The following is a 1335-nucleotide window of genomic DNA, read 5'->3' on the forward strand; positions in this document are numbered from 1 at the left end:
CAACCGCAAGGAGGCAGGCGACCACGGTAGGGTCAGCGACTGGGGTGAAGTCGTAACAAGGTAGCCGTAGGGGAACCTGCGGCTGGATCACCTCCTTTCTAAGGATGCTGACAGCAGGATGACCGGTCTCCGGTCCGCTCCTCGGACGGCGTCATTAGGATATCAGGGCTCAGTCAGAGCCCCTTGGCGGGACAGATGCCGCCCTCGTTTCTCTTCCTCACCAGATAGCGCGATCGCCGGAGCGGTCCGACTGCGGGTCTGCCTGCGGTCTGGTCCCGCGACAGCTCGATCGTACTGGGCCTGTAGCTCAGGTGGTTAGAGCGCACCCCTGATAAGGGTGAGGTCGGACGTTCGAGTCGTCCCAGGCCCACCATGGACGGGAGGCTCTGCCTGCGGCTTGACCCTTTGGGGCCATAGCTCAGCTGGGAGAGCGCGTGCTTTGCAAGCATGAGGTCGTCGGTTCGATCCCGTCTGGCTCCACCACTTTTTTGGGACTTGAGGCTGCTCCTGCAGCTTCGCTCAATGAGACGGTGTCGAGCCCGCTATCTGGAACATGCGTTTGCCGCAGCAATGATCAGCGAGGACCGTCAGGTTCGGCTGGACGTGCTGTCAGGCGAAGACATCAGTGACATCGTGAAGAGGGAATGTGGCCGTTGGGGCAGCGAAAGCTGCCAACCCCGGCGGTCATGTTCGGCAAGCATACGGTGATCGGGTCGGAAACGACCTGATCACTGGTCTTTTTGTGACCGTGTCAGACTTTTGCGCTGGATCCTCTGGACCCAGTCGCAAAAGAACGGACATCGATCACGAGAGCGATCAAGTGCCTTAAGAGCATTCGGTGGATGCCTTGGCGCTGAGAGGCGATGAAGGACGTGGTACGCTGCGATAAGCCTTGGGGAGCTGCGAACGAGCTTTGATCCAGGGATTTCCGAATGGGGAAACCCACCTTCGACCTTCCGTATTGTGTTTCTATGGCCTGTCTTTCCGCGGACACCCGCGGACTGGCTCCGTAGAAGCAACAATACGGTTGGTCATGTGAAGGTATCAAATCCTGAATTCATAGGGGTTTGAAGCGAACCCGGGGAACTGAAACATCTCAGTACCCGGAGGAAAGGACATCAACGAGACTCCGTCAGTAGTGGCGAGCGAACGCGGATCAGGCCAGTGCCTGTGTTGAGTTTACCGGAACGGTCTGGAAAGGCCGGCGCGATGGGTGACAGCCCCGTACGGGACGGACGATACACAGGACTCGAGTAGGGCGGGACACGTGAAATCCTGTCTGAACATGGGGGGACCACCCTCCAAGCCTAAGTACTCCTCAGCGACCGATAGCGA

Annotated in this window: 2 tRNA genes and 2 rRNA genes; all 4 read left to right on the forward strand. The window is 58.9% G+C overall.

From position 1 onward, the window contains the following. Positions 1 to 98, forward strand: a 16S ribosomal RNA gene (locus ACLBYB_RS32575); the annotation flags it as partial. A 198-nt stretch (positions 99 to 296) separates the two neighbouring features. After that, positions 297 to 373: transfer RNA gene (locus ACLBYB_RS32580), tRNA-Ile, on the forward strand. Between the two features lie 34 nt (positions 374 to 407). Beyond that, positions 408 to 483: transfer RNA gene (locus ACLBYB_RS32585), tRNA-Ala, on the forward strand. A gap of 331 nt (positions 484 to 814) precedes the next feature. Further along, a 23S ribosomal RNA gene (locus tag ACLBYB_RS32590) occupies positions 815 to 1335 on the forward strand; the annotation flags it as partial.

The organism is Methylobacterium sp. D54C, from assembly GCF_053345595.1.